The 22040-nt window shown below is 60.0% G+C and carries 25 protein-coding genes; 17 read left to right on the top strand and 8 right to left on the bottom strand.

The window, feature by feature from the left end; genetic code table 11:
• Positions 1–108 precede the first annotated feature (108 nt).
• The 3 genes from choW (at position 109) to CFBP4996_RS09760 (ending at position 2864) form a co-directional block, all read left to right on the top strand.
• The gene (gene choW, locus CFBP4996_RS09770) at positions 109–960 is read left to right on the top strand and encodes a choline ABC transporter permease subunit (RefSeq protein WP_059754593.1); all 852 of its coding nucleotides are present in this window, start codon (positions 109–111) and stop codon (positions 958–960) included.
• Entirely contained in the window at positions 957–2003 is a 1047-nt protein-coding gene (choV, locus tag CFBP4996_RS09765) for a choline ABC transporter ATP-binding protein (RefSeq protein WP_035260963.1), read from the top strand. Before choW ends, choV begins: the two co-directional genes overlap by 4 nt.
• A gap of 540 nt (positions 2004–2543) precedes the next feature.
• Entirely contained in the window at positions 2544–2864 is a 321-nt protein-coding gene (locus CFBP4996_RS09760) for an ArsR/SmtB family transcription factor (protein ID WP_003524068.1), read from the top strand.
• 129 nt (positions 2865–2993) lie between these two features.
• Here the strand turns inward: CFBP4996_RS09760 and CFBP4996_RS09755 are convergent, their stop codons facing one another.
• The gene (locus tag CFBP4996_RS09755; protein ID WP_080851143.1) at positions 2994–4169 is read right to left on the bottom strand and encodes a DUF3095 domain-containing protein; all 1176 of its coding nucleotides are present in this window, start codon (positions 4167–4169) and stop codon (positions 2994–2996) included.
• A gap of 285 nt (positions 4170–4454) precedes the next feature.
• Here CFBP4996_RS09755 and CFBP4996_RS09750 point away from each other — a divergent pair, with 285 nt between their 5' ends.
• From CFBP4996_RS09750 to queF, 4 genes are all read left to right on the top strand, one after another.
• A complete protein-coding gene (locus tag CFBP4996_RS09750) occupies positions 4455–5561 on the top strand; it encodes a branched-chain amino acid ABC transporter substrate-binding protein (protein WP_065655678.1) in 1107 nt (368 codons plus the stop codon).
• A 68-nt stretch (positions 5562–5629) separates the two neighbouring features.
• On the top strand, positions 5630–6031 hold the full coding sequence (locus tag CFBP4996_RS09745; protein WP_080851145.1) for a glyoxalase superfamily protein: 402 nt from the start codon (positions 5630–5632) through the stop codon (positions 6029–6031).
• Positions 6032–6186: 155 nt separating this feature from the next.
• On the top strand, positions 6187–7101 hold the full coding sequence (locus CFBP4996_RS09740) for a cation diffusion facilitator family transporter (RefSeq protein WP_059754590.1): 915 nt from the start codon (positions 6187–6189) through the stop codon (positions 7099–7101).
• A gap of 16 nt (positions 7102–7117) precedes the next feature.
• Positions 7118–7582 (top strand): preQ(1) synthase, encoded by a 465-nt coding sequence (gene queF, locus CFBP4996_RS09735; protein ID WP_078051763.1) that lies wholly within the window; start codon positions 7118–7120, stop codon positions 7580–7582.
• Between the two features lie 24 nt (positions 7583–7606).
• On the opposite strand, the gene CFBP4996_RS09730 is transcribed toward queF, so the two are convergent.
• Both CFBP4996_RS09730 and CFBP4996_RS09725 read right to left on the bottom strand, forming a co-directional pair.
• The gene (locus CFBP4996_RS09730) at positions 7607–8359 is read right to left on the bottom strand and encodes a DUF2076 domain-containing protein (RefSeq protein WP_080851147.1); all 753 of its coding nucleotides are present in this window, start codon (positions 8357–8359) and stop codon (positions 7607–7609) included.
• A gap of 100 nt (positions 8360–8459) precedes the next feature.
• Positions 8460–9050, bottom strand: a complete 591-nt coding sequence (locus tag CFBP4996_RS09725; RefSeq protein WP_080851149.1) for a HupE/UreJ family protein — start codon at positions 9048–9050, stop codon at positions 8460–8462.
• A 236-nt stretch (positions 9051–9286) separates the two neighbouring features.
• Here CFBP4996_RS09725 and CFBP4996_RS09720 point away from each other — a divergent pair, with 236 nt between their 5' ends.
• Complete coding sequence (locus CFBP4996_RS09720; protein ID WP_003523060.1) at positions 9287–9868, top strand: ATP-dependent Clp protease proteolytic subunit; 582 nt, start codon at positions 9287–9289, stop codon at positions 9866–9868.
• A 72-nt stretch (positions 9869–9940) separates the two neighbouring features.
• On the opposite strand, the gene CFBP4996_RS09715 is transcribed toward CFBP4996_RS09720, so the two are convergent.
• A complete protein-coding gene (locus CFBP4996_RS09715; RefSeq protein ID WP_003523062.1) occupies positions 9941–10210 on the bottom strand; it encodes a pentapeptide MXKDX repeat protein in 270 nt (89 codons plus the stop codon).
• A 218-nt stretch (positions 10211–10428) separates the two neighbouring features.
• Between CFBP4996_RS09715 and CFBP4996_RS09710 the strand changes: the two genes are divergently transcribed.
• Together CFBP4996_RS09710 and CFBP4996_RS09705 are read left to right on the top strand one after the other, a co-directional pair.
• A complete protein-coding gene (locus CFBP4996_RS09710) occupies positions 10429–10944 on the top strand; it encodes a sigma-70 family RNA polymerase sigma factor (RefSeq protein WP_003523063.1) in 516 nt (171 codons plus the stop codon).
• A complete protein-coding gene (locus tag CFBP4996_RS09705) occupies positions 10941–11585 on the top strand; it encodes an NrsF family protein (protein ID WP_080851152.1) in 645 nt (214 codons plus the stop codon). Before CFBP4996_RS09710 ends, CFBP4996_RS09705 begins: the two co-directional genes overlap by 4 nt.
• A gap of 63 nt (positions 11586–11648) precedes the next feature.
• Here the strand turns inward: CFBP4996_RS09705 and CFBP4996_RS09700 are convergent, their stop codons facing one another.
• Positions 11649–12731, bottom strand: a complete 1083-nt coding sequence (locus CFBP4996_RS09700; protein ID WP_080851154.1) for an esterase-like activity of phytase family protein — start codon at positions 12729–12731, stop codon at positions 11649–11651.
• Between the two features lie 277 nt (positions 12732–13008).
• Here CFBP4996_RS09700 and CFBP4996_RS09695 point away from each other — a divergent pair, with 277 nt between their 5' ends.
• The 4 genes from CFBP4996_RS09695 to leuA all read left to right on the top strand — a co-directional run bounded on the left by CFBP4996_RS09695 (position 13009) and on the right by leuA (position 16743).
• A complete protein-coding gene (locus CFBP4996_RS09695; protein WP_080851156.1) occupies positions 13009–14187 on the top strand; it encodes a benzoate/H(+) symporter BenE family transporter in 1179 nt (392 codons plus the stop codon).
• Between the two features lie 36 nt (positions 14188–14223).
• Positions 14224–14517: a BrnT family toxin gene (locus CFBP4996_RS09690; protein WP_080851159.1), complete on the top strand. Its 294-nt coding sequence runs from the start codon at positions 14224–14226 to the stop codon at positions 14515–14517.
• Entirely contained in the window at positions 14474–14716 is a 243-nt protein-coding gene (gene brnA, locus CFBP4996_RS09685; protein ID WP_020808480.1) for a type II toxin-antitoxin system BrnA family antitoxin, read from the top strand. Before CFBP4996_RS09690 ends, brnA begins: the two co-directional genes overlap by 44 nt.
• A gap of 317 nt (positions 14717–15033) precedes the next feature.
• On the top strand, positions 15034–16743 hold the full coding sequence (leuA, locus tag CFBP4996_RS09680; RefSeq protein WP_080851161.1) for a 2-isopropylmalate synthase: 1710 nt from the start codon (positions 15034–15036) through the stop codon (positions 16741–16743).
• Between the two features lie 214 nt (positions 16744–16957).
• Here leuA and CFBP4996_RS09675 read toward each other — a convergent pair whose 3' ends face one another.
• Entirely contained in the window at positions 16958–17905 is a 948-nt protein-coding gene (locus CFBP4996_RS09675) for a metallophosphoesterase family protein (RefSeq protein ID WP_080851163.1), read from the bottom strand.
• 66 nt (positions 17906–17971) lie between these two features.
• Here CFBP4996_RS09675 and CFBP4996_RS09670 point away from each other — a divergent pair, with 66 nt between their 5' ends.
• The gene (locus tag CFBP4996_RS09670; RefSeq protein ID WP_080851165.1) at positions 17972–18463 is read left to right on the top strand and encodes an NUDIX domain-containing protein; all 492 of its coding nucleotides are present in this window, start codon (positions 17972–17974) and stop codon (positions 18461–18463) included.
• A 13-nt stretch (positions 18464–18476) separates the two neighbouring features.
• Here the strand turns inward: CFBP4996_RS09670 and CFBP4996_RS09665 are convergent, their stop codons facing one another.
• Complete coding sequence (locus tag CFBP4996_RS09665) at positions 18477–19469, bottom strand: glutathione S-transferase family protein (RefSeq protein ID WP_080853113.1); 993 nt, start codon at positions 19467–19469, stop codon at positions 18477–18479.
• A 296-nt stretch (positions 19470–19765) separates the two neighbouring features.
• Between CFBP4996_RS09665 and CFBP4996_RS09660 the strand changes: the two genes are divergently transcribed.
• Complete coding sequence (locus CFBP4996_RS09660) at positions 19766–20335, top strand: GNAT family N-acetyltransferase (protein ID WP_080851167.1); 570 nt, start codon at positions 19766–19768, stop codon at positions 20333–20335.
• Positions 20336–20384: 49 nt separating this feature from the next.
• On the opposite strand, the gene CFBP4996_RS09655 is transcribed toward CFBP4996_RS09660, so the two are convergent.
• Entirely contained in the window at positions 20385–20612 is a 228-nt protein-coding gene (locus tag CFBP4996_RS09655) for a hypothetical protein (protein WP_137396242.1), read from the bottom strand.
• A gap of 60 nt (positions 20613–20672) precedes the next feature.
• On the opposite strand from CFBP4996_RS09655, the gene CFBP4996_RS09650 reads away from it, so the two are divergent.
• On the top strand, positions 20673–21986 hold the full coding sequence (locus CFBP4996_RS09650; protein ID WP_080851169.1) for an MFS transporter: 1314 nt from the start codon (positions 20673–20675) through the stop codon (positions 21984–21986).
• Positions 21987–22040 lie beyond the last annotated feature (54 nt).

The following is a 22040-nucleotide window of genomic DNA, read 5'->3' as shown; positions in this document are numbered from 1 at the left end:
AACGGGATGACGATGCTCTATTTCTTTGTTGTCTGCGCAATTCCGGACGCAAAACCGCTCTGCACTTTTGCCGGAATTGTTTTAGTTCACGAAAGGTCTTTTCTTACCGTGGAATGGCTCAGCGCTCCTGAAAACCGCCTGCCCGTCGGCCGATATGCCAAGGAGGCCATTGACTGGCTGACCGGCAATCTCGCTTTTTTCTTCGATTGGCTTTCCTTCATTTTCCAAAGCGTCATCAACGCCCTGCTTTATGTGCTGCAGGCGCCGCATCCGCTCATCATCGTGGCGATCCTGACGGCGCTTTCCGCCTGGACGCGCCGCTCCGTCGGCATGCCGGTCTTCACGGCGCTCGGCCTGCTGCTCATCATCAATCTGGGCTACTGGAAGGCGACGACGGAAACGCTGGCGCTCGTCATCGCCGCCAGCGCCGTGTGCATGATCATCGGCATACCGCTCGGCATATTGGCGGCGCGGCGCAAGTGGATCTATGCCGGCATGCGCCCGGTGCTGGACCTGATGCAGACCATCCCCACCTTCGTTTATCTCATCCCGGCGCTGGTGCTGTTCGGTCTCGGCATGGTTCCGGGGCTCATCGCCACCGTCATCTTCGCCATTCCGGCTCCCGTGCGGCTCACCCGCCTCGGCATCGTTTCGACGCCGCCGGCGCTGGTGGAGGCGGCCGTCGCCTTCGGTGCCACGCCGTCGCAAGTATTACGCAAGGTGGAGCTTCCCTTCGCCGCGCCGCAGATCATGGCCGGCCTTACCCAGACGATCATGCTGTCGCTGTCGATGGTGGTCATTTCCGCCCTCGTCGGCGCCAATGGTCTCGGCGTACCCGTGGTGCGCGCCCTGAATACCGTCAACATCGCCATGGGCTTCGAAGCGGGACTGTGCATCGTCATACTGGCGATCGTTCTCGACCGGCTTTTCCGCCTTCCCGGCGCGGAGGATGATCTATGAGTGACGCCATCATCTTCGGAAATGTCGATATCGTTTTCGGCGACCGGCCCGATGCGGCGCTGCCGCTGATCGACAAGGGCAGCACGCGTGACGAGATCAATGCCGAAACCGGACTGGTTCTCGGTGTCGCCAATGCCTCGCTCTCGGTCAGCGAGGGCGAGATACTCGTTCTCATGGGGCTTTCCGGTTCGGGCAAGTCGACCCTGCTCAGGGCCGTCAACGGGCTTGCGCCCGTGGTGCGCGGCAATGTCGGCGTGAAGACCAAGTCAGGCTATGTCGATCCCTATCGCTCGACGGCGAAAGCGCTGCGCGACCTGCGCATGCACACGGTCTCCATGGTCTTCCAGCAATTCGGCCTTCTGCCCTGGCGCAATGTGGCCGACAATGTCGGTTTCGGGCTTGAGCTTTCCGGCGTGCCGGAAGCCGAGCGCAAGCGCATGGTGGCCGAGCAGCTGGAACTGGTCAATCTCTCCGCCTGGGCTGATCGCAAGGTGGGAGAGCTTTCCGGCGGCATGCAGCAGCGTGTGGGGCTGGCGAGAGCCTTTGCCACGGGCGCGCCGATCCTGTTGATGGACGAGCCGTTCTCGGCGCTCGACCCTCTCATCAGAAGCCGCCTGCAGGACGAGCTTCTGGAGTTCCAGAGCCGGCTGAAGAAAACTATCCTCTTCGTCAGCCACGATCTGGACGAGGCCTTCCGCATCGGCAACCGTATCGCCATGATGGAGGGCGGACGCATTATCCAGTGCGGAACGCCGCAGCAGATCGTCAAGCAACCGGCCACGCCCTATGTCGCGGATTTCGTGCAGAACATGAACCCGATCTCCATGCTGACCGCCGCCGATGTGATGAAGCGTGGGGTGGACGAACGCAACGGGCAGATGACAGTCGCCGCCACCGCCCGCCCGTCATCGCCGCTGATCGATATTCTCGATGCGCTGTCAAAACACTCCGGCGCGATCGGCGTTGTCGACAACGGTGCGATCGTCGGCACGATTTCGGCCGATGAAGTCGTGGCGGGTCTGACGCGTCACCGCAAAAAATAGTGATTCGCCTGTCTGAAAAAGAAAGGGCCTTCCATGGAGGGCCCTTTTTCTGTTTTCAGAAGATCTTCGCGGCGCAAGTTATACCTTCCCACGGTAGCAAAGAATATTTTTGATATCACAAGTTATGCATGAAAATAATTACTAATAAAAATCATATTGCAAACTTAGAGAAAATTGCGCAAAGTTAATCTAGATTCTTTAGCTCGCTGCTAAATTTAAGGTGGTAATAGATTGTCACCCCAAAATCCGGCGTCGGGCGTTAAGATCGAGGTGCTCAACTTTTGATCGTTTATTGCTTATAAATACTGCCGCTAATACATGTGTTTATCATCAAATTGACAAAAAGCAGGCAAAAAGCTGATAATTTGGTCACAATATTTTAAGTAAATAACCGGTGAAGAATAGTCTTTGAAAGGGACACGATATAAGCAAGATTTAGGTATATACAACGTATCGACTGAATTATAAAAACACCTTTTGGAACACCTATAATAGCCACCATGACCGTCTTTTTCGACTGTCATCAGGAGACTTGAGCGTATGGATAACCAATCTCTGTCGGAACATAGCATCGCCGCTGCAGACTTGCTCTCAGCCATGGCGAATCCCAAGCGCCTGATGATCTTGTGCACGCTGGTGGATACGGAAGTGCCGGTTGGTGTTCTCGCTTCACAGGTTGGTCTCAGCCAGTCCGCTCTCTCGCAGCATCTTTCGAAATTGCGTGCCCAGCGGCTGGTGAAGACACGACGGGATGCGCAGACCATCTACTATTCCAGCAATTCCGAATCCGTGAAAAAGATCCTCGCCTCCCTCGAGGAAATTTACTGCCAGGCGCAGAAGAGCAGCAAGACCGCTGCGTGATCCCACGGCCCTGTTAAGGCCCGGCAGCATCACTCGATTGAAACCGGCGCACGACGCCGGTTTTTCTTTTCAGCGGTTTTGGCTGTGTGCATCCAGCACAGGAATCGGGGCTGCGTATTGGCGTGGTTTTCAGGCCGGCGCAGCAACCCGCATCTGCTGCTTGAGACGGCTTGCCGCAGCCGCATATCCGCCGTCGGCGCCATCCACGAAATGCATATGGTCTCTCGAAAGCGGAGACGGAACGATACAGGTCATCAATGCGGCATCCTGTTCGTGCAGGCCGTAATAACAGCTTCCCGAGAGGCGGCCCTGTTCCAGCCGCGCGCGGATTTTTTCGAGCCGTGCGGCGTCGATATCCACCGTCATCTTCAGGCCGTCATCGAATTTCCTGAAATCGGTGTTGCTCGCAACTGAACGCCGGTAGCGTATCGCATTGAACGGTCCGAACGAGAGCCCCGTCACGCTCAAGAGATTGACGAGCAGGGACTCGCCGAGAATGCGAAACGAGCGGCGCATCTTGCCCCAGACATCGTGATAGGCAGCGCCGGCACGGGCTTCGAGGCCGAGACCCTCGCGCACGAAACCGAGTTTCGGCCCATCCTCCGGCACGGGGTGGCCGTGTCTCGCGTCCTGTTCGGCCAGATCGACAAGATCGACGACCAGTTGGCGAAATGCCGGCATATTCCGCGACGGCCCCGGCACGGCGATGATCGACACCACCTTGCCATGGGTGGCCGGAATGGGGTTCCAGCGGCATGAAAGACCGGTGAGATCGGGGCGCTCGCCCGTTTCGGCTGCGGGCAGGGCATATTGCCCCTCCTTCATCCGCGCTTCCGCCCAGCTGTTGCCGCCGCCGGAAAACATGGCGTAGGAAACGTCCTCGCTCGCCTGAAAGCGTGCGACACGAATATCGAAGCCATTTTCACGAATATCCTCGACGGGAACCAGCGCCACGCGCATGGCAAGATCGAGATCGTCCTTCACCCAGCGCTGCACATTCGAAAGCGCGGTGCGTGCGACAGACAGCCCCTGTGGCGGCACCGCGACGGCGGCGCCATCGCCGCCGAAAACGAAGGGCAGGTCGTGACGGCCGAGACTGTTCGATACGCCCGATATGACCGCCGCACCGGCCATGTTGACGGCCTTGTAGCGACCGGTGCCGATTGCCGAGGTCGAATCGATGATATCGGCGATGGCCAGCCCCCATCCCGGCGGCAGGGCGCGATAAAGCGCCGGGTCGGCCACGTCTTCAAAATGCCGGAAGACGGGCAGGCCCGTCAGAAATTCTTCATCTGCTGCGATCATGGCGTATTATCCTCCAGCGGCGGCCAAACGCCAAGCGTTTACGGAAGGTCGATGCGTCCATTCAGACGGCGCAATCACGGCCGATCCGGCGATTGATTTACCGCTAATAGAGCTAATCCAGCAAAGTGACTTGCATAAATCATCAAACCTTCCGTATGAGTTGAGTGGAAGGCTCGGAATTCAAAAATGGAACGAGTTTTCGCCGGGAGGCGTCCGATAGTTTCATTCGGTCGGCGCCCCATGGCGCTCACCGGGTCCCGCGACCCCCTTTAAGGAGACACCAGGATGAAACTGAAGACATTGACCAGCGTGACGCTTGCAGCGTCCTTCGCATTCGCACCCCTTGCTCATGCCGAGATCGTCATCGGCCTGATTGCGCCGCTCACCGGTCCTGTCGCCGCCTATGGCGACCAGGTGAAGAACGGCGCCCAGACGGCAGTCAATGAAATCAACAAGAAGGGCGGCATCCTCGGCGAACAGGTCGTGCTGAAGCTTGCCGATGACGGCGGTGAGCCGAAGCAGGGCGTTTCCGCGGCCAACCAGCTGGTTGCCGAAGGCATCCACTTCGTCGTCGGTCCGGTGACGTCCGGCGTCGCCATTCCGGCATCGGATGTCTTTGCCGAAAACGGCGTGCTGATGGTGACGCCGACGGCGACCGCGCCGGGCCTGACCAACCGTGGCCTTGCCAACGTTTTCCGTACCTGCGGTCGTGACGACCAGCAGGCCGAGGTTGCGGCGAAATATGTTCTCGCCAACCTCAAGGACAAGAAGATCGCCATCATTCACGACAAGGGTGCTTACGGCAAAGGTCTGGCGGACGCCTTCAAGACCACGCTGAATGCCGGCGGCGTGACCGAAGTTCTCTACGATGCGCTGACGCCCGGCGAAAAGGATCTCGGCGCGCTGACGGCCCGTCTGAAGTCCGACAATGCCGACATCGTCTATTTCGGCGGTTACCATCCGGAAGCGGGTCTTCTGGTGCGCCAGCTGAAGGATATCGGCTCCAAGGCTGCCGTCATCGGCGGTGACGGCCTGTCGAACAGCGAGTTCTGGAACATCGGTTCGCAGGCTGGCGAAGGCACGATCTTCACCAACGCTTCCGACGCGCTGAAGAACGACGATTCCAAGGCTGCTGCCGAAGCGCTGAAGGCCGCCAACATTCCGGCGGAAGCCTTCACGCTCAATGCTTACGCTGCCGTCGAAGTGCTGAAGGCCGGCATCGAGAAGGCCGGAAGCGCCAAGGATTCCGAAGCGGTCGCCACGGCCCTGAAAAGCGGCGACGCTTTCCCGACCGCAATCGGCAAGGTGACCTACGGCGAAAACGGCGACCTGACCTCGCAGGCCTTCTCGCTGTTCAAGTGGCAGGACGGCAAGATCGTCGCAGCCGAATAAGCTGATCCTACCGGCCGCACCCTGTGCGGCCGGTATCGTTTTACGGCCGGAAAAGGGGTTGGGGCAGCATGCGCGATGCCGGGAAACAGACTGTTGGAGACATCGGCTTCGGGCGGATATTCCCGATCGTCAGAATTTTCGACGAGGCCAAGGCGCGGGAGTTCTATGTCGATTTTCTCGGTTTCGAGATCGACTGGGAACACCGCTTCGGCGATAATTTCCCGCTTTACATGCAGGTTTCACGGGCCGGAATGGGGCTTCACCTCAGCGGCCATCACGGCGATGCGACGCCGGGCTCCAACATCTTTGCCACCATGCACGGCGTTCACGCCTATCAACAGGAACTGGCGGCGAAAGATTATCGCTTCTTGAAGCCGGGCGTTGAAGAACTGCCATGGGGCGATGTGATGGAAGTGACCGATCCGTTCGGCAACCGCATTCGTTTCTGCGAGCAGAAAAGCGAAGAGTGATGTTTTACGCGTGAGCGCAAGGCCCTTGACCTTGTTCTCCGTTTGAACGATAGAACGCGCAAACAGCGAACCGCGCGCACGGAGACCCCGTGCGCGCGGTTCGTGCGTTTTGGCAATCGGTCATGCAATTCGTTCGCATCCGCACGGGGGCAAAAATGAACAGTGAAGGCAATATGCAGGCCGGGGCGCTGGTCCGGAAGCTCGCATTCTGGAGCATTCCGCTTTCTTTCGGCGTGCTGGGCCTCAAGCTCGTGGCCTGGTGGGTCACGGGCTCGGTCGCGCTTTTATCGGACGGTCTGGAATCGACCGTCAACGTTGTCGCGGCCTTCATCGCCTATTTCGTCATTCGTTACGCGCAGAAGCCCGCCGATGACGACCACCAGTTCGGCCACCACAAGGCGGAATATATTTCCGCCGTCGTGGAAGGCGTGCTGATCGTCGTTGCCGCGCTCCTGATCGTGCAGGAGGCCTGGGGCGGTCTTTTCAACCCTCGGCTGCCGGAAGCGCCGGCCCTTGGTCTTGCCATCAATGCGGCGGCGGGCGTCATCAACGCCATCTGGGCGACGATCCTGATCCGTGTCGGCAAAAGACACGCCTCACCCGCGCTGGCCGCGGACGGCCATCACATCATGTCCGACGTCGTGACCTCGGCAGGCGTTCTCGTCGGCCTCGTTCTGGCGCTTCTGACGGGTTATGCCATTCTCGATCCGCTGCTCGCCATCCTGGTGGCCATCAACATCCTGTTCCAGGGATCCAAGGTCATTCTGCATTCGCTTGGCGGGCTGATGGATCGGGCCGTGGAGCCGGAAGAGGACGAGGCGATCAAGAAGGCCATCGCCGAACATTGCGGCGGTGTGATTGGCGTACACGATCTGAGGACACGCCGCGCCGGCTCGGCCGCCTTCATCGATTTTCACGTCGTGGTCCCTGCTGTCATGACGGTGCGCGAGGCGCATGATATTTGCGACCGCCTTGAAGATGCCATAAGGGACGTCATACCGGGCGCCAGCCTTGCCATTCACGTCGAGCCGGAAGGCGAAAAGGCGCATGGCGTCAAAGTGATTGTTTGAAAAACAGGAGTTTTCCATGTCCGTGACGGATGTTTCCGGCCTGTCGCAGCTGGGCACGAAGGTCGATACGCCAGAGAGCCCGGAAAAGGCCGTTCTCGAAAAGGTGCCGAACGGCAATGCCGGCACCGATTACGTGGTGCGCTTCACCGCACCCGAATTCACTTCGCTTTGCCCGATGACCGGCCAGCCGGATTTCGCCCATATCGTCATCGACTATATTCCGGGCGATTTCCTGGTGGAATCCAAGTCGCTGAAGCTGTTCCTGCAATCCTTCCGCAACCACGGCGCATTCCACGAGGATTGCTCGGTCTATATCGCCAGGCGGCTGGTGGAGCTGCTGCAGCCGAAATGGCTCAGAATCGGCGCTTACTGGTATCCGCGCGGCGGCATTCCGATCGACGTCTTCTGGCAGACCGGACCGGTGCCCGAGGGCGTATGGCTGCCGGATCAGGGCGTTCCCACCTATCGCGGTCGCGGCTGATCCGGGCTTCTACGAATTAAAGGTTCAGGCGAACGAACCGTCGTCGCCTGAATCGAAATCCGCGTCGTCGGCGCTGTCGTCATCGGCCTGCTGGATATCGTCGTCGTCGTTGTTCTGGGGGCTGGCGTTGTCGCCATAATAATTATTGATGACGGTTTCCTCGACAGGCGCGTTACCCGCGGCATTGCCGCCGCCGAAGGGCGAGCCAAGGCCGAGCGACGACATGTGGCTGCCGAAAATGCCGCTCAGCGAATTGGCGAGCAGCATGCCGCCGGCGACACCCGCAGCGGTCCCAAGCGCACCCTGCAGAAAACCACCGCCTGAAGAACGCCCGAATGCGGCGGACTGCTGGCTCCAGGGGCCGCCGGGTTGCTGGCCGGCGGGCGATCCCCAGGGACCGGCCGTCTGGCCGGCGGTATCGTTGCGCCATGAGGTTTGCGGGGCAGCCGGGGAGGGGGCGGGCGTGGGTGCCGGCGGCTGCGGCTGGCCGGTTCCGAAGATGGAACTCAGAAAGCCGCCCTGCGCTGCGGCCTGCGGGGCGCCGTTGCCGCTTTCCAGTGCGTGGATACGGTCTTCTAGCTGCTTGATATGGGCTGCCGCCGCTTCCAGGCCCTTTTCCTGAACGATCACCGCCTGGGCGAGATAATAGGGGGCTGCGGGCTGATCGCGCACGGCGTCTGCGATCAATGTTTCCGCCTCGCGGTCACGCGGGGTGGCGGATGCGGTTCTGGTCCTGTCGAACAGGGCCTTGAGAAGCTGGCTTTCTTCCGGTGACATATGATGCCTCCTTACCGTGAAGCGAAAATCCACGATAAGGAGGTAGGCCTCAATTCCGGCTTTTCAAAGCAGCCCGAATTTTAAATTTCGGTAATGATCGTCAGCCGCCGAAGGCGAGCGAGAGACCCGCAATCGCCGTCAACGCGCCGACGGTGCGGCTGGCTGCCGAACCGAAACGGGCAATGCCGAGGCCGAGCGCAATTCCGGCCGCATGCAGGATGGCGGTGGCGATCATGAAGCCGATGCCGAATTGAAGCGCGCCGGCGCTGCCGAGTTCACCGCCATGGGCGTGGCCGTGGAAAAGCGCGAAAGCACCGACCACGGCAGCGGCGGCTGCCGTCGGAAGCCTTGCCGCCATGGCAACGAGCAGGCCGAGACCGATGACGGAGGCGAGAATTGCCGGTTCGACGAAGGGAAGCCCGATGCCATAAACCGCCATCAGGAAGCCGGCGGCCATGGTGCCGACGAAGGCGGAAGGCACGATCCACAGCGCCTTGCGGTCGCCCTGCGCCACGGCGATCTGCGAGGCCCAGATGCCGACGGCCACCATCGCCAGAATGTGGTCAGCGCCGAAAAACGGGTGAGAGACGCCGGCCATGAAGGAGCCGTGTTCTTCCGGGTTCAAATGGGCGAAAGCGGGCAGGGCGGTAACACCCAGTGCGGCGGCGGCGAGACTTAGTCTTTTCAGCATGGTTCCCTCTTGAAATTATGGCCGTCCGCAACGGAATCTTGGGGCTTCCCGCGGCAGGCGGCGCGGCAATGAGGCGTCAACGATATCGCGAAGGCCGACTAGCTGTCCATGCGTCATCTGCCGGGGGTGCTGTTTATTGTTGGCGGGCAAACCTTGCCTTTTTCTCTCATTGCCTTACGTAACAAGTCGCACTATGTCCGAAGGGCATGCACGAATTTTGCTGGAGAGAGCCGTTGATGAACGAAGACGAAGACGACAAGAGCAAGGAACTGCCGATCGGCAAGGAAACGGAAGCGAATCTTTTCAAGTCGCGTTCGATCTTCATCTATGGTGGCATCACGCAGGAACTGGCGCAGAAGGTCTGCACGCAGCTCGTGGCTCTCGCCGCCGCCAGCGACGACGACATTCGCGTTTACGTCAATTCGCCGGGCGGCCATGTCGAATCGGGTGATTCCATCCACGACATGATCAAGTTCATCAAGCCGAAGGTCTATATCATCGGCACGGGCTGGGTCGCTTCCGCCGGCGCGCTGATTTACGTTTCGGTGCCGAAGGAACGCCGCCTCTGCCTGCCGAACACCCGCTTCCTGCTGCACCAACCCTCCGGCGGTACGCGCGGCATGGCATCCGACATCGAAATCCAGGCCCGCGAAATCATCAAGATGAACCAGCGCCTGATCAAGATCTTCTCCAAGGCCACCGGCCAGAGCGAAGAAAAGATCGCCAAGGATATCGATCGCGATTACTGGCTCGGCGCGGAAGAGGCCAAGGATTACGGCCTCGTCGGCAAGATCGTCGAGAGCCAGTCGGAACTCTGAATTTTCGATTTTTCAGTTGAGAAAGCCCGTATCGGTGAAAACCGGTGCGGGCTTTTTCCTTTCAGGCCGGTGTTATTTCATCATGTCGCAGGCCTTCATCATGTCGGCCTTTTTCATCTTGTCCATTTCCATGCCGGCCTTGTGCATGCAGTCCTTCTTGCTGGCCTTCTTGCCGGTCATGGACATGCCATCCTTTTTCATCGTCTCCGTCTTCATCGTGTCGTTATGCATGGTATCCTTCTTCATCGTATCGGTTTTCATGCTGTCGGCATGGGCGATGCCTGCGAAGGAAAGAGCGGACAGAAGGGAAGCGGCGGCGATGGCGGTGAAAATGCGGGTCATGAAGGGTCTCCTCTGGACGTCGTTGAATGTCCGCCGACATCGTGCCGGGGCTCACGATTGTCCATTCGTCCGGGAAAGGCCGGCCGTTACATCTTCACGCGCTTGTGACGACAAGTTCGGGCGAGATTTTTTTAAAGCCACTATGTAACAATATCCTGCCGATTGCGAATAACCCGATAGTGACGATGACAGGCAGCCCTTCGGAAGAAACACTGAAAATGCTGATGCTGCGTTCCCTCGATGGGGACGAAGGCGCCTACAGGCATTTGCTTCATGCCCTGAGACGGCTGCTGATCGCCTATTACGGCCGGCGCATGGCTGCCGCCGCCAGAGGCGATGTCGAAGATCTTGTGCAGGAAACCCTGTTGTCGCTTCACGCCAAGCGGGAGACCTATGACCGTGCGCGACCCTTTACGGCCTGGTTCTTTTCGATAGCGCGCTACAAGCTCATCGATCACTATCGGGGCCGGGGTGCGCGCCTGCTGGCGGAAGTGGAACTCGATGAAACGCTGGAGGCGGAACCATCCGTCGATGCGGTCACGGCCCGCATGGATGTGGAGCGGCTGCTCGACGAGTTGCCGGAACGGCAACGGGATCTCATTCGAAGAGTGAAGCTCGAAGGTCACTCAATTGCCGAAGCGGCGCAAAAATCCGGCCAGACCGAGCTTGCGGCGAGGGTCGGTATTCACAGAACGCTGAAAGTCCTGGCGGCAAAGTTGCGGGGGGACACGTGAGGAAGACGGAAGACATCATCGACCAACTGGCGGGCAATCTGAAACCCGTACCGGCTTTCGCGCTGGAGCGGAGGCTGGTGTTCGTGGCCTTGCCCGCGCTCGGCGTTTCGCTGCTGCTGATGGTCGTCATTCTGGGGCTTCGCAGCGATATGAATGACGCCATGACCGAACCGGGTTTCTGGGTCAAATCCGCCTATAATGTCCTGCTGGCCGTGGCCGCATTTTTTGCCGTCATGCGTCTTGCGCGGCCGGAGGGCGACAGGGGTGGCCTGTTTGCGTGGCTTGCGGTGATTTTTGTCGCCATGGCGGTCGTCGCGCTCGTCCAGCTTGGATTTGCCGTGCCCGGCACCTACAGGACCCTCATTATCGGATCGTCGGCGCTGCATTGCCCGTTTTTGATCGTTGCTTTCGCGCTGCCGCTGTTTATCGCAAATTTCGCGGTTCTCAAGCGTTCGGCTCCCGCTGATCCCAGGCTTGCGGGTTTTGCCGCAGGCATCGCCGCGGGTGCGGCCGGAGCGTGGGTCTATTCGTGGTTCTGCACCGAAAACGGCATGGCTTTCGTGTTGATCTGGTATTCGCTGGGCATCTTGTTGACCGGCATCATCGGCGCTTTTGCCGGTTCACGTCTGCTCCGCTGGTGAAGGCAAGATTGCCGATGCCGGCCCGGACATGGTCCAGAGCCGGCATTCTGCTTCATGCGGATTTCACTGACCCAGATTGGCGGGGATTGCGAATGCTGCAAACTGGGTGAACTGCTTGCCGGTGTTGAAATTGTCATCGGAGGCGATGACGAAGAGCTGCTTGCCATCCACCACCGGGCCGAAGGCGAAGCTCTCGATATTGTCGATATCGAGGCCGAAATCGCCTTCGTTGATTTCGAACCAGGCCGATTTGGACACGGCGGCCACGGATGCAGGATCGATCTTGTCCTTGCCGAGAATATTGTCGGCGCGGGACATGTCGGCGATGAAGAAGCGGATGTGATTGCCGACGCCGGAGGCGAAATTGCGCTCGACAGCGACGAAACGGCCATCCGGCAGGGCCGCGATGGCGGAAAGGCCGTTGTCGTTATATTTCGGCTCGGCGGCGGTCGGGGTCTTCGAGATCGCCTCGGTGACATAGACATGCTCGGCGACCGGTTTCAGCGTCGCCGTGTCGATGACGAGGATACGGGCCGGGCTGCCCGCCTGCGGGGTCGCCTTGGGGCCGTCCTGGGTGAGCGCATTTTCAGTGGCGGCGATCAGCCGGCCGGGCATCAGCGTCAGGCCTTCGAAAGCGAGGTTGTTCTGAACGCCCTTGGTCTTGGCGTCATCGACGAGATAGGCGTTTGGCAGTTCCAGCCGCTTCACATTGCTGCCGTCGAGGTCCGAGACGTAGAGCGCCGGCTGGTTCTTCAGGTCACGTTCGGAGGACCAATAGAGCTTGCCGCCCTTGCGGTCGAGCGCGATGCCTTCCGCATCGATGCCCTTCGGCGCAAAAGCGGCGCCGGTCTCGTCCTTCAATTCGCGCGTGGCGGCGATGTTGAGCGTGGCGGCGCCTTCCGTCACGGCCAGCTCCAGCTCGTAATAACGGGCCGGCCCTTTTTCCACGCGGTCATCGGAAATTGCGAGATAACGCCCGGTTTCGCTGTCAAAGGCGAGATCGGAAATGCCGCCGAAGGTGACGCCATCGATGGAGAGGCCCGATGGAACGACGATCTGGCCGAGAAAGGCCGGCGGCGGCGGGGTCTGGGCTGCGGCGGGCAGAGCCGCAAAACAGCAGGCGACGATGGTGACGATGCGGAGCATGGCGAGGGTCCCTCTTGTGGCGGATGACCGGTTGCGATGCAGGGAGGATTAGCGCCGTGCCGCTAAACTTTGATGACGTTTTCCCTGCCGCCGTACCTGAAGTCTGGCGGCTCATCTTGCCAAGCGATGTCTTTTTTGATCCTGAATATAATCACGCTTCATCCAAAGCGTGTCGCCATCCCCGGATTCGCGCGTCACGCTTCAGTTTTGTTTCTGCCTGTCGCCAATGCGGACCGCTGCGGTTGTTTGCGACAGACAGCAGGCCGCAGAGTGCTTCATGCTGAAAGATTTTTCCGTCCAGAGCCTGTTCATGGGCTGCCTCACCGCCTTTGTCGGTTTCGCCAGCTCCTTCGCCGTCGTGCTGCAGGGCCTGAAAGCTGTCGGTGCGACGGATTTCGAGGCGGCGTCGGGACTGATGGCGCTTTCGGTGGCGATGGGGCTTTGCGCCATTATTCTCTCCGCCGCCACCCGGCTACCCATCAGCATCGCCTGGTCGACACCGGGTGCGGCACTGCTTGCGACCACCGGCGTCATTGAGGGCGGCTTTCCGGCGGCTGTCGGCGGTTTCATCATCTGCGCCATTTTGATCATCATCGCAGGCCTGTTCCGGCCGCTGGGAAAGGCGGTCGCCTCCATTCCCGCGCCGCTTGCCAATGCCATGCTCTCCGGCGTCATCATCGGCCTGTGTTTTGCGCCCATCAAGGCGATCGGTTTCAACCCGGCGCTCGGATTGCCCATCATCCTCGCCTGGATCGTGGTGGGAGCTTTTAAACGGCTGTTCGCCGTGCCCGCCGCCCTTGCCGCCTTCGTGCTGGTGATGATTTTCGGCGTCGAAATTCCGGCGGGTGCGCTGGACAGCGTGGCCCAATCGCTGACACCGCCGATGGAGTGGGTAACGCCCGTCTTCAGTCTCCACGCGGTTGTTTCCATCGCGCTACCACTCTTCATCGTCACCATGGCCTCGCAGAATATTCCCGGTATCGCGGTGCTGAAGGTCAATCATTACGACCCGCAGCCCGGACCGCTTTTCGCCTCGACCGGCTTTTTCTCGCTGCTTTCCGCACCCTTTGGCGGCCATGCCGTCAATCTTGCGGCGATTACGGCGGCGATGTGCGCTGGCGAGGACGCCCATCCTGATCCAAAGCGGCGTTACTGGGCGGCGATCATCGGCGGTGTCGGCTATATTATTTTCGGCCTGCTGGCGGGCGTGGTCACCGCCTTCGTGGCGCTGGCGCCGCCCATTCTCATTCAGGCGGTGGCGGGGCTGGCACTGGTCGGCGCCTTTTCCGGCTCCGCAGTCGCAGCCTTCAGGGAGCCGGAAACCCGCGAGGCGGCGGCCATCACTTTCCTCATCACGGCCTCCGGCCTTTCCTTCGGCGGCATTTCCGGGGCCTTCTGGGGCCTGATCGGCGGCGGGCTGATGATGGCGTTGCAGCGGGTGGTGAAGCGTGGTTAGATAGTGGAAATGGTATAGTTTTTATATTATATTCTCATGGTATTCGAATTTGATCCGATAAAGAGCGCTGGCAATAAAGACAAACACGGCATCGATTTTGTCGATGCACAGGCATTGTGGCACGATAAATACGGTTTGACGGTTACAGCGCATAATATTGGAGAAGAGCGGTTTGCCCTCATCGCAATTCTCGGGGAGAAGTTGTGGTTGGCTGTCCATACAGTGCGGGGTGGCCGTATTCGCATCATTTCCGTGCGCCGTGTCCGAAAATTAGAGAGGTATCATTATGAAGACAATAAGCGCAGAAGAATTCGACAGGATGGCCGATGATGGCGAAGACATCAGCGAATATCTCGACTGGTCGACGGCGCGCCATCTGAACATCGAACCCAAGCGCGTGAACATCGATTTTCCGACGTGGGTCGTCAACGATCTCGACAACGAAGCACGTCGTCTCGGTGTGACCCGGCAATCGCTTGTCAAATTGTGGATCGCTGAAAGGCTGGAGACTGGCCGTCAAGCAAAATAAGCCTGCGCATCACAAGATCACTTGTCAGACTGCCAGCCGCTGTTTATACACATCGCCATGAGCAACAGCATCGCAACCATTTTCGGCATGAGCGCGCAGATTTCTGCGAAGGCCTCGCCGTGCGGTGCACTCTCGCTTCTTAGCCTCGACCTTACACGCGGTTGCCGGGTCCAGTGAGGAGCGCCCGGCGGCCGAAAGCCCGCTGGTGCAAACGCTCCTCATCTCGAAATCTCATTTTATACTGGATTTAGGCCCTCATGGGCCGCGCATCCGCCGATGGCGAAAGACGCCCGCGGACTGCGCAAGGAGGAAGCGAAATGGACGGCAAGATCACCAATATTTCCAAGGGCATGGCTGACGCGAGCGTGAAGTATCGCCCTTACCCGACCATCAATATCCCCGACCGTACATGGCCGGGCAAGACCATCGACAAGGCGCCGATCTGGTGTTCGGTGGACCTGCGCGACGGCAACCAGTCGCTGGTCAACCCTATGGGTCACGACCGCAAGGCCCGCATGTTCAAGCTGCTGCTCGAAATGGGTTTCAAGGAAATCGAGATCGGTTTTCCTTCCGCCTCGCAGACAGATTTCGATTTTGCCCGCTGGTGCGTGGAAGAGGGCAATGTGCCTGACGATGTCTCCCTGCAGGTGCTGGTGCAGTGCCGCCCGGAGCTGATCACCCGCACCTTCGAGGCGCTGGAAGGCGCTAACAAGCCGATCATCCACTTCTACAATTCCACTTCGGAATTGCAGCGCCGCGTGGTGTTCGGCAAGGATGTGCACGGCATCAAGCAGATCGCCGTCGATGCGGCCAAGATGATCACTGACATGGCGGCGAAGGCCGGCGGCGGCTACCGCTTCGAATATTCGCCTGAGAGCTTTACCGGTACAGAGCTGGAAGTGGCGCTGGAAATCTGCAACGCCGTGGTCGAGGTGGTGAAGCCGACGGCCGACAACAAGCTGATCCTGAACCTGCCTTCGACGGTGGAAATGGCGACGCCGAACATCTATGCCGACCAGATCGAATGGATGTGCCGCAACATCGACAATCGCGAAAACGTCATCATCTCGCTGCATCCGCATAATGACCGCGGCACCGGCATCGCCGCGACCGAGCTGGGCCTGATGGCGGGTGCTGACCGTGTCGAAGGCACGCTGTTCGGCAATGGCGAACGCACGGGTAACGTCGACGTCGTGACGCTGGCGCTGAACATGTATACGCAGGGTGTGGACCCTGAGCTGGATTGCCGCGATATCGAGCGCATCAAGGATGTCTACGAATATTCCAACGAGATGACGATCCCCGAGCGCCACCCCTATGTCGGCGAGCTGGTCTACACTGCCTTCTCCGGCTCGCATCAGGATGCGATCAACAAGGGCATGAAGGCGATCAAGGTCGCCAATCATCCCGTCTGGGAAGTGCCCTATCTGCCGATCGACCCGAAGGATGTCGGCCGCTCCTATGAGGCGATCATCCGCATCAACTCGCAATCCGGCAAGGGTGGCATCGCCTATATTCTCCAGCAGGATTACGGCATCAACCTGCCGCGCAACCTGCAGGTGGAATTCCGCGAGGATATCCAGCGCATCACCGATGAAGAGGGCGTGGAGCTGCCGGCCAAGCGCATCTACGAGCGCTTTATCGAGCGTTATGTGACGCAGCCGAATGCGCGCATCAAGTTCGTGGATCACCACACCTATCCGGCCGGCGATTTCAAGGGTGTGCGCATCGTGGCTGCCGAAATCACCGATAATGGCGAGGTGAAGCGTATAGAGGGCAAGGGAACCGGTCCGATCGACGGGTTTATCAATGCGCTGTCGGTCTATCTCGGGGTTGACCTGTCGGTAAATGATTATTCGGAGCATTCGCTGCAGCATGGCTCGAACGCTTCGGCCATCGCCTATGTCGAGATGGAGCATCCGGGCGGCAAGCTGTTCGGGGCAGGCGTCAATACGAATATCGTGGCGGCGTCGCTGGAGGCGATTGTTTCGGCGGCCAATCGGGTGCTGGAAGAGCGGGCGAAGTGAGTTTGCTTTGAGGGTGGGGCTTTACCCCCCTCTGCCCTGCCGGGCATCTCCCCCTCAAGGGGGGAGATCAGCAAGAAGCGCTACCGGCACTTCATCCGCAAATGTTGAGATGGGCGAGACCCAACCACGAGTCGATCTCCCCCCTTGAGGGGGAGATGCCCGGCAGGGCAGAGGGGGGTGAATCTCACGCTCCAACCTCACCGTAGCGAACCTACTACCCCAGCAGCGAAAACCCCAGCGGCCGCCCGTTTTCATAAAACACCCGCACATCCTCCAGCGCTATACCCGTTCCCGTCTCATTGAGGCTGTGGCGCTCACAGGCGACATTCCAGGTGCCGGGGCCACCGGAAATATGGAAGAGATTATAGGCCGCGCGTGGTTTTTCACCGCCCGGTCCCTGGCTGGCGGAGGAAATGCCGACGACCGGGATGTGGTCTTCCCCGTGGTGGGTGTTCAGCCAGTAGACTGTGTTGAGATGGGTATGGCCATGCAGCACCAGATCCGCTCCGCCGACGCCCAACGCTGCGGCGAAACGGCGGATGCCGATCATGCGCTTGTGGGTGGGGGCGGCGCCGCGGATCGGTGGGTGATGGATCATCACAACGCGGAATAGGCCCTGCTCGCCGGCTTTTTTCAAAAGCTCCGCGGTGGCGCGGGCCTGCCGGTTGCCGAAGTAGCCGGTTGCCGAAAAGGGCGGCGTCGCAATCGAGGTGGAGCAGCCGATCAGTGCGACGGGACCGCGCACGCGCATATAGGGGAAAATCTTGCGGTCGTCGTCCCATTCCAGCGGGTCGCCATCGCCGCGCACGTAAGGATACCAGGCCTGCATGGCCTTGTCGTGCGCGCCGGAAACATAGGCGTCGTGATTGCCGGGAACGACGGAGGTTCTTTCGGGATCGCCCACCTCCTCGAGCCAGTCGGCGGCGGCGCGGATTTCAATGCCGGTCGCAAGATTGACGAGATCGCCGGTAATAGCCAGATGATCCGGCGACTTTGTCTCCAGATCGTCGAGCAGTTTTTCCAGCGTATCGGTGAAGAGATGCTGGCGGCGGTTGCGGTGCCAGTTGACAAAACCGGTGATACGCTTGGATGCAAGTTCGCGGAAAGTGAGTTTTGGCAGTGGCCCCAAATGGACGTCTGAAATATGCGCAAGTTTGAACATGGCGGCAGAGATAACCTATGATATGCCGCGCGTCCAATAAAAGCCGGCAGGCGGGGAGAAACCAGGGTGAATGACGAAACAACCGGGCGGCAGGCCCGTCCGTTCCATATGCGTGTCTTCATCCGCTTTCTGCATTTCGTTTTTCTGTTCACGCGCGGCGCAACTCTTGGCGTGCGTGCGGCCTGTTTCGATGAAAAAGGCAGGATTTTTCTGGTGCGGCACACCTATCTTCCGGGCTGGTATCTGCCGGGCGGCGGGGTGGAGCGCGGCGAGACCCTGCTGATGGCGCTGCACAAGGAAATCCGCGAAGAAGGCAATCTCGAAGCGGCCTCCAAACCGGAGCTGATCCATGTCTATCTCAATCTGGAAGGCAGCAATCGCGATCATGTGGCGCTGTACCGGCTTGACGTCTCCCAGACCAAACCGAAAAAGCCTGATCATGAAATTGCCGAAAGCGGCTTTTTCGACCTGTCGGAGCTGCCCGAAGGGGTGACGGCCGCAACCCGTCGCCGCCTTGCCGAGCTTGCCGGCGAAGCGGCGATCGCCGACCACTGGTAGTAACGGCTTTCCGTCAGGAGAACGCCTCGCGGCCATGGGCCATTGTCAGGTCCAGTTCCGGGCCGACGGGCACGATGCCGGTCGGGTTGATGGTGCGGTGGCTGCGGTAATAATGCTCCTTGATGTGGCGCATATCGACCGTCTCCGGCACGCCCGGCGTCTGGTAAAGATCGCGCAGGTAACCCGTCAGGTGCGGATAGTCGTGGATGCGGCGGATATTGCATTTGAAATGGCCGACATAGACGGGGTCGAACCGCACCATCGTCGTGAACAGGCGCCAGTCCGCTTCCGTCTGTTTTGAACCGAACAGGAAACGCCGGTCCTTCAGGCGATCCTCCAGCATATCCAGCGTTTCGAACACCTTCACGGCATTCTGTTGATAAGCATCTTGCGTGGTGGCGAAACCGGCCTTGTAGACGCCGTTATTGACGGTGTCGTAGATGACGTCGTTCAGCGCATCGATCTCGGCGCGTAGCGCTTCGGGATAATAATCGGCCTGCGAGCCGGTGAGATCGTTGAAGGCGGAATTGAACATGCGGATGATTTCCGCTGATTCATTGGAGACGATGGTGCCGCGCTTTTTGTCCCAAAGCACCGGCACGGTAACGCGCCCCGAATATTTGGGGTCTGCTTTGGTGTAGACCTGCCAGAGCGTCGAGGAGCCTAAGAGGTGATCCTCGGTCGCGCCCGGCGTGCGCTCGCCCTCAGGCTTAAATTCCCAGCCGTTTTCGAGCATCAGCGGATCGACGACGGAGACGGAAATCAGGTCCTCCAGCTTTTTCAGCTTCCGGAAAATCAGGGTGCGGTGCGCCCAGGGGCAGGCGAAGGAGACATAGAGGTGGTAACGGTCCTTCTCCGCCTCGAACCCGCCCTCTCCGGAAGGGCCGGCTGCGCCATACGCTGTGATCCAGTTGCGGAATTGCGAGGCGCTGCGCTTGAAGTGCCCCTTGGTTTCCTTGGTGTCATACCAGACGTCTTTCCATACGCCTTCCACCAGCATGCCCATGACCATCTCCTTGATTGTTTCCTTTTGAGCGATCCTAACCGTTCTGCACTCTCCCGCGAACCCGCAAGGCGTTGAACAATGCGTTTCCGGTCCTGTGGAAACTGAATGGGATAGCGCAGAGATTTGTTCTGGACGGGTGGGAATTTTCCTGATAACTGCAATTTTCACAAATCTGAGGAAATTGCTGACTATGATCGAACCACGGATGCTCCGACGACGCTGACGCTCCTGAACGCCCTTACCGGCGCAGCCGTCACCTATTGTCGCATCCGCATTCTGGAAGTTTCGGTCTCTTCATGTCCAAGCACGATCTTGTCTACCTCACCGAGGACGCGTCGCACGACGCCATCATCGACGTCATCAACGAAGAAGCATTCGGTCCCGGTCGGCACACCCGTGCGGCGGCGCGCATCCGTGAGCAGGGGTCGCATGACCGGGCGCTGTCCTTTGTCTGCGCCGATGATGGGGAGACCATTGCTTCTGTGCGCATGACGCCGGTTCTGGCGGGTGGGGTGAAGGGCCATATGCTCGGGCCCCTTGCGGTTCGGCCCTCGCACAAGAACAAGGGCATCGGCCGGGAACTCGTCCGGATCGCCATTGCCGCCGCCCGGCGGAAGGGCTCCGAAGCGGTGATCCTGATCGGCGATCCACCCTATTACATGCCGCTCGGTTTCGAGAAGGTCGCTTATGCGGCGCTCGATTTTCCCGGCCCGGTCGACCCGAACCGGGTGCTCGTTGTGCCGATTGGCGACGACGTGCACCAGCGGCTGAAGGGCAAGATCGGCTGGCGCAAATGCGAGGCCGTGATGCCGGCCGCCACGGCGGAAGATGAGGGTTTTGAGGAGCCGCTCAGGGTTTACGGCTGAGGGGGTATCCGAAGGGGCTTTGTGCTTTTTGGTGCAACATTAAACCCCGTCATTCCGGCCTTGAGCCGGAATCCAGCCAGCCCAAGTCTTTGGGCTGAAAGGACTCTTCCCACGGCGCAGACGCGCCGTGACTGGATGCCGGATCAAGTCCGGCATGACGGAAGGGGCGTTGCGCGCTATGGCAAACATCGAGACTGCCGTGCACGTCTTTTTGTGTGGTGAAATCTTCTTCCGGTAGCCTGTTTCGAAACAACGCGTCTCCCTCCACAGAATTCAATTCCGTTTCCTCCCCCTATACGATAGCAAGTCAAAGTCGATTTCTGCAAAGGGGCGGGGCATGACGGCTATCACCATGAACGATGCGCTGGAGCGCGCGGGCGCAGGCGCCTATCAGCGGCGGCTGATGGGCATATTCGGCCTCGTCTGGGCCGCGGATGCCATGCAGGTTCAGGCCGTTGGCTTCACCGCCGCCTCGATTGCCGCAACCTTCGGCCTGACGGTGCCGCAGGCGCTGCAGACCGGCACGGCGTTCTTTTTCGGCATGCTGCTGGGTGCTGCCGGTTTCGGGCGGCTGGCGGATCGTTACGGGCGTCGCCGTGTGCTGATCGTCACCGTGGCCTGCGACGCGCTGTTCGGCGTGCTTTCCGTGTTCGCGCCCGATTTCACTATTCTGCTCGTCCTGCGTTTTCTCACAGGCGCGGCCGTGGGCGGCACGCTGCCGGTGGATTATGCGATGATGGCCGAGTTCCTGCCCGCCAAAAATCGCGGCCGCTGGCTGGTCTTTCTGGAGGGTTTCTGGGCTGTCGGAACGCTGATCGTGGCGCTGGCGGCCTGGGGCGCCAGCCTTGCCGGTGTCGCCGATGCCTGGCGTTATATTTTCGCCGTGACGGCATTTCCGGCGGTTCTCGGCCTTGGCCTGCGCTTTCTGGTGCCGGAATCGCCGCTTTACCTGCTGCGCAGCGGGCGGTTGGAGGAAGCCAAGGCCGTCGTCAACCGCATGCTGGTGACGAATGGGCGTGCGCCGCTCGATGCCGGGACCGGGCTTTTCCAGCCTGACGTGGGCAAGGGGCAGGGGATATTTTCACCGGCGCTCCGGCAGCGCAGCATCATGATCCTCGCCATCTGGTTCCTTGTTTCCGTTTCTTATTACGGCGTCTTTACGTGGATGCCGGCAAAACTGGCCGGAGACGGGTTCGGTTTCGTGCGCGGTTATGGTTTTCTGGTGCTGGTTGCGCTGGCGCAGATCCCCGGTTATGCGCTTGCCGCCTATGGCGTCGAAAAATGGGGCCGCAAGCCGACGCTGATCGGTTTCTGCCTGCTCTCAGCGCTCGGTTGCCTGCTCTTCACGCTGGCTTCGGCGGGCGCGATGATCGCCGCCTCGCTTCTCATCATGAGCTTTGCGCTGCTCGGCACCTGGGGGGCGCTTTATGCCTATACGCCGGAGCTTTACCCGACGGAATCGCGGGCGACCGGCATGGGGGCCGCAGGCGCCATGGCAAGGCTCGGCGGCCTGCTGGCGCCGTCTCTGCTTGGTTATGCCATAGCGCAGGGTTTTGGCGTCGCAATCGGCATTTTCGCCGGTCTGCTGGTGCTTGCCGCCATTGCCGCGACGATGATCAACGCGGAAACGCGGCAGGTGGCGCTGACCTGACGCGTCGTTTTCGCGCAATGGCCTGACCCGTTGAGGATCAGGCCAGGCTGTTTC

The organism is Agrobacterium leguminum, assembly GCF_005144435.2.
In the GTDB taxonomy this organism is placed as follows: Bacteria; Pseudomonadota; Alphaproteobacteria; order Rhizobiales; family Rhizobiaceae; genus Agrobacterium; species Agrobacterium leguminum.
Note: the sequence above shows the minus strand (reverse complement) of the source record. Positions and strands in the feature narration are given on the sequence as shown.

Bases quoted from the DNA above. Each gene is read 5' to 3' on its own strand.
- leuA (WP_080851161.1), top strand. From the start codon at position 15,034: ATGGACGGCAAGATCACCAATATTTCCAAGGGCATGGCTGACGCGAGC.
- queF (WP_078051763.1), top strand. From the start codon at position 7,118: ATGTCCGTGACGGATGTTTCCGGCCTGTCGCAGCTGGGCACGAAGGTC.
- CFBP4996_RS09690 (WP_080851159.1), top strand. From the start codon at position 14,224: ATGGTATTCGAATTTGATCCGATAAAGAGCGCTGGCAATAAAGACAAA.
- CFBP4996_RS09715 (WP_003523062.1), bottom strand. From the start codon at position 10,210: ATGACCCGCATTTTCACCGCCATCGCCGCCGCTTCCCTTCTGTCCGCT.
- CFBP4996_RS09755 (WP_080851143.1), bottom strand. From the start codon at position 4,169: ATGATCGCAGCAGATGAAGAATTTCTGACGGGCCTGCCCGTCTTCCGG.
- CFBP4996_RS09660 (WP_080851167.1), top strand. From the start codon at position 19,766: ATGTCCAAGCACGATCTTGTCTACCTCACCGAGGACGCGTCGCACGAC.
- CFBP4996_RS09695 (WP_080851156.1), top strand. From the start codon at position 13,009: ATGCTGAAAGATTTTTCCGTCCAGAGCCTGTTCATGGGCTGCCTCACC.
- CFBP4996_RS09720 (WP_003523060.1), top strand. From the start codon at position 9,287: ATGAACGAAGACGAAGACGACAAGAGCAAGGAACTGCCGATCGGCAAG.
- CFBP4996_RS09650 (WP_080851169.1), top strand. From the start codon at position 20,673: ATGACGGCTATCACCATGAACGATGCGCTGGAGCGCGCGGGCGCAGGC.
- CFBP4996_RS09710 (WP_003523063.1), top strand. From the start codon at position 10,429: ATGCTGATGCTGCGTTCCCTCGATGGGGACGAAGGCGCCTACAGGCAT.
- CFBP4996_RS09740 (WP_059754590.1), top strand. From the start codon at position 6,187: ATGAACAGTGAAGGCAATATGCAGGCCGGGGCGCTGGTCCGGAAGCTC.
- CFBP4996_RS09760 (WP_003524068.1), top strand. From the start codon at position 2,544: ATGGATAACCAATCTCTGTCGGAACATAGCATCGCCGCTGCAGACTTG.
- CFBP4996_RS09750 (WP_065655678.1), top strand. From the start codon at position 4,455: ATGAAACTGAAGACATTGACCAGCGTGACGCTTGCAGCGTCCTTCGCA.
- CFBP4996_RS09665 (WP_080853113.1), bottom strand. From the start codon at position 19,469: ATGGGCATGCTGGTGGAAGGCGTATGGAAAGACGTCTGGTATGACACC.
- CFBP4996_RS09725 (WP_080851149.1), bottom strand. From the start codon at position 9,050: ATGCTGAAAAGACTAAGTCTCGCCGCCGCCGCACTGGGTGTTACCGCC.
- CFBP4996_RS09730 (WP_080851147.1), bottom strand. From the start codon at position 8,359: ATGTCACCGGAAGAAAGCCAGCTTCTCAAGGCCCTGTTCGACAGGACC.
- brnA (WP_020808480.1), top strand. From the start codon at position 14,474: ATGAAGACAATAAGCGCAGAAGAATTCGACAGGATGGCCGATGATGGC.
- CFBP4996_RS09745 (WP_080851145.1), top strand. From the start codon at position 5,630: ATGCGCGATGCCGGGAAACAGACTGTTGGAGACATCGGCTTCGGGCGG.
- CFBP4996_RS09675 (WP_080851163.1), bottom strand. From the start codon at position 17,905: ATGTTCAAACTTGCGCATATTTCAGACGTCCATTTGGGGCCACTGCCA.
- CFBP4996_RS09700 (WP_080851154.1), bottom strand. From the start codon at position 12,731: ATGCTCCGCATCGTCACCATCGTCGCCTGCTGTTTTGCGGCTCTGCCC.
- choV (WP_035260963.1), top strand. From the start codon at position 957: ATGAGTGACGCCATCATCTTCGGAAATGTCGATATCGTTTTCGGCGAC.